At 64.9% G+C, this 6,485-nt stretch carries 7 protein-coding genes and 1 pseudogene; 1 reads left to right on the top strand and 7 read right to left on the bottom strand.

The window, feature by feature from the left end; translation table 11 throughout:
* A pseudogene (locus MOV74_RS28185) lies at window positions 1-312 on the top strand (competence protein ComEC); the annotation flags it as partial.
* A 10-nt stretch (window positions 313-322) separates the two neighbouring features.
* On the opposite strand, the gene MOV74_RS28180 reads toward MOV74_RS28185, so the two are convergent.
* From MOV74_RS28180 to MOV74_RS28150, 7 genes are all read right to left on the bottom strand, one after another.
* Window positions 323-1,264, bottom strand: coding sequence for a GAF domain-containing protein (locus MOV74_RS28180; RefSeq protein WP_246929876.1), 942 nt, complete (start codon window positions 1,262-1,264; stop codon window positions 323-325).
* A 221-nt stretch (window positions 1,265-1,485) separates the two neighbouring features.
* Window positions 1,486-1,920 (bottom strand): hypothetical protein, encoded by a 435-nt coding sequence (locus tag MOV74_RS28175; RefSeq protein WP_246929874.1) that lies wholly within the window; start codon window positions 1,918-1,920, stop codon window positions 1,486-1,488.
* A 400-nt stretch (window positions 1,921-2,320) separates the two neighbouring features.
* Window positions 2,321-3,022: a transcriptional repressor LexA gene (lexA, locus tag MOV74_RS28170; protein ID WP_246929872.1), complete on the bottom strand. Its 702-nt coding sequence runs from the start codon at window positions 3,020-3,022 to the stop codon at window positions 2,321-2,323.
* A 176-nt stretch (window positions 3,023-3,198) separates the two neighbouring features.
* Window positions 3,199-4,410 (bottom strand): gephyrin-like molybdotransferase Glp, encoded by a 1,212-nt coding sequence (glp, locus tag MOV74_RS28165; protein WP_246929870.1) that lies wholly within the window; start codon window positions 4,408-4,410, stop codon window positions 3,199-3,201.
* Between the two features lie 220 nt (window positions 4,411-4,630).
* On the bottom strand, window positions 4,631-4,837 hold the full coding sequence (locus MOV74_RS28160; protein WP_246929868.1) for a hypothetical protein: 207 nt from the start codon (window positions 4,835-4,837) through the stop codon (window positions 4,631-4,633).
* A 167-nt stretch (window positions 4,838-5,004) separates the two neighbouring features.
* Window positions 5,005-5,628 (bottom strand): HAD family phosphatase, encoded by a 624-nt coding sequence (locus MOV74_RS28155; protein ID WP_246929867.1) that lies wholly within the window; start codon window positions 5,626-5,628, stop codon window positions 5,005-5,007.
* Between the two features lie 39 nt (window positions 5,629-5,667).
* Window positions 5,668-6,485: alpha-hydroxy acid oxidase (locus MOV74_RS28150; RefSeq protein WP_246929865.1), on the bottom strand; the 818-nt coding region annotated here is incomplete at its 5' end.

The raw sequence follows: 6,485 nt of genomic DNA, 5'->3' as shown, positions 1-6,485 counted from the left end.
CTGGCCTCGCGCATCGACGCGTTGGCGGACGATTGCAGCCGGGCCACGCTGGTGGTGACGTCACGGCCCGCGCCGCCCGATTGCGCGGCGATGGTGGTGGACCGGAAACGGCTCCTTCGCCAGGGTGCGCTGGCTCTGACACAGCGTGGCGGTGGTTTTTCGGTTCAGGCGGTGAGGGCGGGAGGCACGAACCGCCCGTGGTTACCGGCCGGTGCCGGCGAAGGTGATTTCGACGGCAGCCTCGCGCCGAAGGCGGCACCCCGCAACCGCGACGCAACGCCGTCGGAGACCGACCTGCAGGCCGACGATTGACGCGATCGATCTACAGATACCAGGCCAGCACGGCTTCCAGCCTTGCGTTGCCGATGACCGGCAGGGCCACCATCCGGCTCAACCCGCCTGCGCAGGCCTCGGCGCCGGCGATCGAGCCGTCATGGCTGAGATCGTCGTTGAGCACTGGCATGCCGGCGGCCCAGGCGCCGCCGATACCGCCTTCGCCCCTGGCAATGGATTGCGTCGCATAGCGGGCGGCAAGGTCGGTGTGCGCGCTGCAATCGCCGGCACGCAGGACCAGCGCCGAACGGGCTTCGTTCGGGACCCAGATCTCGACGCGTCGCGCAATCGGCGTTGCCTGCGCGGAGAGGAATGTCAGAACCCAGGTCTGGTCGGCGCCGGTTCGGTAGGGCACGCCGACCCCCAAATTGATCCCGATCTTGGCCGCGTCCTCCCAGCGCAGGAAGCTCCTGGCGTCGTGCAGGTCCTTGACGATCAGCGGCAGACCCGCCTTCCAGGTGCGTCCAGGCAGGCCGAAGCCGCGAGGAAACTTGGTGTGGCGGGAGTTGAATTCGAACATGTCCGCCGTGCCGTAATAGCCGTCGACAAGCGCCATCTCGTGGGAGCGATCAGGATCGTTGTGCCAGAGTTCGATCGCGCCGACATGCGCCTCGTCGTCGCCGCAGAGCAGCACCATCACGGCTTGCAGGAATTCGCCTGCAAACACCGGCACCGCCACGCCGCAGGTGAGGCCGGCCGCGACGGCCTGATCGGTCCGCTTGAAATAGGAGTTGGCGAATGTCGTGAGGATGACGGGATGGCCAGAGGCCCAGGCCTTGCCTGGAAGCCCCTCGCCATATCCGAAATGCAGCTCTGCGCTGGCGGTCTTGAATGCGGACAGGCCTTCGTCGTAGAGGCCGCCGCCGAATTCCAGCCGCATGCGCGTCCGGTCAGGTATCCAGAGTTCAACGACGCGAATGAAGGTCTTCATCGAGCGTGTCCGCCGCCTCAAGCCACGACAGCATCGGACATTTGGCTGCGGAGCGGACGTTCAAAATTCAGGCAGGACGGCTTAAACTTCGTGCGGCGACGATGTGCGGCGGCGGGGCTCGCCGATCGATTTTCGTGAAGACACAAACCCGCCGGGCTCGCCGGCCTCGGCCGGCGATGGCATTTCAATCCTGGCCCGACCTGTTGTCGGTCGGGGTGGCGTCAGCCGATCGGCAGGCGCGTGACCGTCGGCCGGTTGTCGGCGACGATCTGCGGCTTGTGCTCGCGCTCGCTGACGGGCTGGGTCACCGGCAGTTGCAGCACGGTTGCGTGCTGGCCTTCGACGAGCTGCGTCACCAGCACGTATTTTCCATCCGGGAATTCGATCGCGTCGTGATGGCGATCGGGAATGTGCGGATCAATCTTGCCGAACTTGCCGACGCGAGAATTGACGGTACGCGTCCAGATCCATCGATTGTCGTAACGGACGTTGTCGGCGAAGGCGAGCTCCGTCCCCGGCAGCAGGCAGACGGCCACGGTCGGATCGGCCGCAGAAGCAAAACCACGCGTCGAGGTGCCGCGGAACGTTGTCGACACGATCGTCTCGCCGACTTCGGCGGGGCGCGATGCAACGGCATGTAGGCTGTAGTCACACATCGGGTGCTCCTCATGCGAAGATAGCAACCCGCGCCTCCCTCGGAGGCGCAAGCCTCTATCAGAGTGGAAGCACATAAAGCTCTGCTTGGTTGTGGGCAAATCTGCGGCTGGCCCGCGGGATGCGATCAAATTATCTTTTCGAATCCGCTAGGAACAAAGCTCACATCAATGCATTCGGCGAAGACGAGCGTCAGCGGCCCGCGAGCGCCCGAGCGCCGATGTATCATTGTCTGCTCGAGGCCTCGATACCGCCAAGTGATAAGTGCCTGGCGGCGACACGCCGAGGCGTCGCGCTGGAAAGGGGCCGGACAATCTGCGCAAGGCCAGAAGACTGCCCAGCAGGAGCGGATTAGATCCGCTCCAATCAGGATCATTGGTATCGAATGACCGCCGAAGGGTCTCAGTACTTCCGGTAAAGCCCGATCAGCTTGCCCTGAATCTTCACGCGGTTCGGCGGCAGGATGCGCACCTCGTAGGCGGCATTGGCGGGCTCGAGTGCGATCGAGGCGCCGCGGCGGCGGAAGCGCTTGAGCGTGGCCTCCTCGTCGTCGATCAGCGCCACCACGATGTCACCGGTATCGGCGCTCTCGTTGCGCTGGATCAGCGCCATGTCGCCGTCGAGGATACCGGCCTCGACCATGGAATCGCCGCGCACCTCGAGGGCGTAATGCTCGCCAGAGCCGAGCATGTCGGGCGGCACGCTGATGGTGTGGCTGCGGGTCTGCAACGCCTCGATCGGCGTGCCGGCTGCGATGCGGCCCATCACGGGCACCGCAACGGGCCGCTCGCCCTCGTCCACGGCCGGGCTGGAGCTCGTGCGGACCTTGCCGAGATTGCCCTCGATCACGCTCGGCGTGAAACCGCGTCGGTTGCCGGCGGCAGCCTGAAGCTCCGGCAGCTTGATCACTTCGATGGCACGGGCGCGGTTGGGCAGGCGGCGGATGAAGCCGCGCTCCTCGAGCGCGGTGATCAGGCGGTGGATGCCCGACTTCGAGCGCAGGTCGAGCGCATCCTTCATCTCGTCGAAGGAGGGCGGCACGCCGCTTTCCTTCAAGCGTTCGCTGATGAACCGCAGAAGCTCGTATTGTTTGCGCGTTAACATCTCGACCAAAGTCCCCCGGTTGATGTCGTTCGATTCCGAGACGATGAATTCAGCGACAAGCCGCTGCACGCTCGAAACAAATCATGAACGGACACTATATGTTCGATACATGTTCCGCAACTGCTTAATTTACCGTGAACAGACCGAAACTCGCGGAATGCGTGTGGCCACCCAGTTCAGACGGGGAGCCGCAGCACCTCGCAAGGGCTGCCGGCCTCGGCCTTCGGCGCGAACGGTGGGCGCACGAGAAGTACCTGTGCTGCAGCAAGATTCGCAAGCAGAGAGGAGTCCTGATGGCTGACGGGAACGGCAACGAGCGTGCCGTCGTCGCGCAGCTCCAGGCGCGCGCGCAGATAATCCTCGCGCTGGTCGTTGGCGCCGAGATCGCGGCCCAGCACGGCGCGCTCGCGACGATGATGAATCACTGAACGGCCGGACAGCGCGCGAATCAGCGGCACCATGAACAGGAAGGCGCACACGTAGGAGGACACGGGATTGCCGGGCAGACCGATCACGCGCATCGCGCCGAGCCGTCCGTGCATCATCGGCTTGCCGGGCCGAATCGCGATCTTCCAGAACGCCATCGAGATGCCTTCGTCCAGGAGCGCCTGCTGGACCAGGTCGTGGTCGCCGACCGACGCGCCGCCGGTCGTGATCAGGATGTCGGTACCGCTCTCGCGGGCGCGGCGGATGCCGGCGGAGGTGGCTGCAAGCGTATCGGCGGCGACGCCGAGGTCGATGGTATCAGCGCCCTCGCTGCGGGCGAGCGCGTGCAGGGCGTAGCCATTGGAATAGACGATCTGGCCGTGCCCGGGCGTTGAGCCCGGCATCACCAGTTCGTCGCCGGTGGCGAGAATCGCGACCTTCGGACGGCGGCAGACGGCGAGATGCGGGTGATTCATTCCGGCTGCGAGCGCAAGGTCGCGCTCTGTCAGGCGGGTTCCTTTGCGCAAGAGCACGTCGCCCTCGCGGAAGTCGACGCCTGCCGGGCGGATGTGCCGTCCGGCGATCGCGGCTTCCTGGATCGTGACGCACCTGCCGTCCGCGACGGTGTCCTCCTGGATCACGACCGCGTCCGCACCGTCGGGAATGACGCCGCCGGTGAAGATCCGTACGGCTTCGCCGGCACCGATCGTTCCTGCGAAAGGACGGCCCGCTGCGACCTCGCCGATGACCGTCAGGCGGGAATCGATCGTTGCGGCATCGGCCGCGCGTACGGCATAGCCGTCCATCGCCGACATCGCTTGCGGCGGCTGCGTGCGTCGCGACGCGACGTCTTGCGCAAGCACGCGGTGATAGGCCTCGTCGAGGGAGGCCTTCTCTTCGGGCAGTGGCTCTGCACCCGCCAGCACCGCGGCAAGCGCGTCAGAAACCGGCATCAGGGCCACGGGCTAAACTCCTGCTGGGCACATCGGTAAATGGCCGGCGAGAGTTCTATCCGAGTGCGGGCGCGAGGCAAAGCAGCACGCAGGGTGATTTATCCTGCGTGGCCTCAGCAGTGGAGGAGGCGGCTCAAGTCCGTCGCGGCATGATCCGGAAGGCGAGACAGACCGGGATGAGGATGGCCATGGCGAGCACGAGAAGGACGAATGCCACGGCCAGCATCGGTCAACTTCCGCTCGGTCGACCCGAGCCGTCGTCCAGTGCGACGTCGGGAGCTTTGGGACCTTGATCCTTGTCGGGCAGAGGGTCGGCCTGAGACTTCAGGTCGGCGGCCTTGCTGATCAGCTTGGCGGAAAGGTCAGAATCCGAGGTGGTTCTTGCGAATTCAAGCAGGAGAGAGGCTTGCTTGGTGAGATAGGTTTTGCCCAGCACGTCGATACGTCCGATGTAGAAGTCCCAACCGACTCATGAGTCCGAAGGGGGGTATTCCGTTCCCGGAACTCTGTACAAAAATGCACAAAGGCTTTGGGTTCCTCAAGTTCCGCAGATTTGTCCCGGGAACCGGGCGTGCGGTGAGCTTGCGCGGCAAGCGCTTAGCCTCAGATTCCCAGGGCTTTCAAGGCGTTCCCGACATCGCGCGGCGACGTGACATGCACGGCGGTCAGGCCGCGCGCCCGCGCTCCCTCGATGTTCTCGGCGAGATCGTCGAAGAACACGATGCGCTCCGCTGGCACGCCGATCGCCGCGACGACATGGTCGAAAGCCTCGGCATCCGGTTTGCGCAGGCCGATGCTGGAAGACAAATACAGTCTGCGGAAATGGCCGAGCAGATCGGCATATTCCTTCGAGAAATAGTCGACATGCGGCTGGTTGGTGTTGGAGAAGGCGTAGAGCGGCATCTGCTTCGCCGCGCGCGGCAACAGCTCGGCGATATCCGGCATTTCGCCGGCGAAGATCGCGTTCCAGCCCTCCAGGAACTGCGCGTCCGAAATGCCGATTCCGAGCGAAGCACGTAGCGAGGCGAAATAATCCTCGTCGCTGATCTTGCCGACCTCGTGCAGCCGGTAGGCCTCGTCACGCACATAGCGCGCGACAATGGCTTCGGGCTGGCAGCCGGCATGTCCCGCCCAGCATGCGATCGCCTTGGAGAAGTCGATGTCGAGCACCACGCGCCCGAGATCGAACAGAAGCGCATCGGCGCTGCCGGGAGAGAGCGATGTCACCTGCGTCCTTTCACTTCAGTATCGGCAATAAGCGACAAGTCAGTATCGATAAGGCTCGTGGTCGAACAGCGGGAACGCGCTGAACACGCTCGGCGCGTTGGTGGCGGTCGCTGGATGCAGGCAGGATTTGTCGACTTCGGCAAATGAAGTGGCGCCCAAGAGGCCGAGGCAGCGCAGCACCTCGTCTTCCAAGAGCTCCAGCATCCGTGTGATGCCGGCTTCGCCGGCCGCCGCCAGCGCCCAGCATTGCAGCCGGCCGATGCCGACGAGGTCTGCGCCTGCCGCGATCGCCTTGACGATATCGGTGCCGCGACAGATGCCGCCGTCGACCATGATCTTGGCGCGACCCTTCACGGCCTCGACGATCTCGGGCAGCACATGCATGGCGCCGCGGCCATGGTCGAGCTGGCGTCCGCCATGGTTGGAGACGTAGATCCATTCGACGCCGTGATCGACCGCGATCAGGGCGTCCTCGGCGGTGGCGATGCCCTTCAGGATCAGCGGGATCTTGAACTTGTCCTTGACCATCTTCACCGTCCGCCACTCCAGGCCCTTCTGGAAGTCGCCGCCGGTGGCGCGCAGGCGGCTCTCGCGAACGTAGCGCTTGGCGATGTCACGTTCGCGACGGCTGTAATGGGCGGTGTCGACGGTCAGGCAGAAGGCGGCATAGGCGTTCTTCTCGGCACGGCTGACGACATCGGCAACGAAGGCGTCGTCGCCGCGGACATAGAGCTGATAGAGCCGCAGCGCATCGGGGGCCATCTCGGCGGTCTTCTCCAGGCCGGGCTCGGACACCGAGCTCAGCAGGTGCGCGGCACCGAAGGTGCCGGCGCCGCGCGCAACGCTCGCCGCGCCAT

This window comes from Bradyrhizobium sp. SHOUNA76, from assembly GCF_023006445.1.
Lineage (GTDB): Bacteria > Pseudomonadota > Alphaproteobacteria > Rhizobiales > Xanthobacteraceae > Bradyrhizobium.
This window is presented reverse-complemented; position numbering and strand designations above follow the sequence as displayed.

Excerpts from the sequence above, each read along its gene's own strand:
- MOV74_RS28175 (WP_246929874.1), bottom strand. The coding sequence starts at position 1,920 with ATGTGTGACTACAGCCTACATGCCGTTGCATCGCGCCCCGCCGAAGTC.
- MOV74_RS28180 (WP_246929876.1), bottom strand. The coding sequence starts at position 1,264 with ATGAAGACCTTCATTCGCGTCGTTGAACTCTGGATACCTGACCGGACG.
- lexA (WP_246929872.1), bottom strand. The coding sequence starts at position 3,022 with ATGTTAACGCGCAAACAATACGAGCTTCTGCGGTTCATCAGCGAACGC.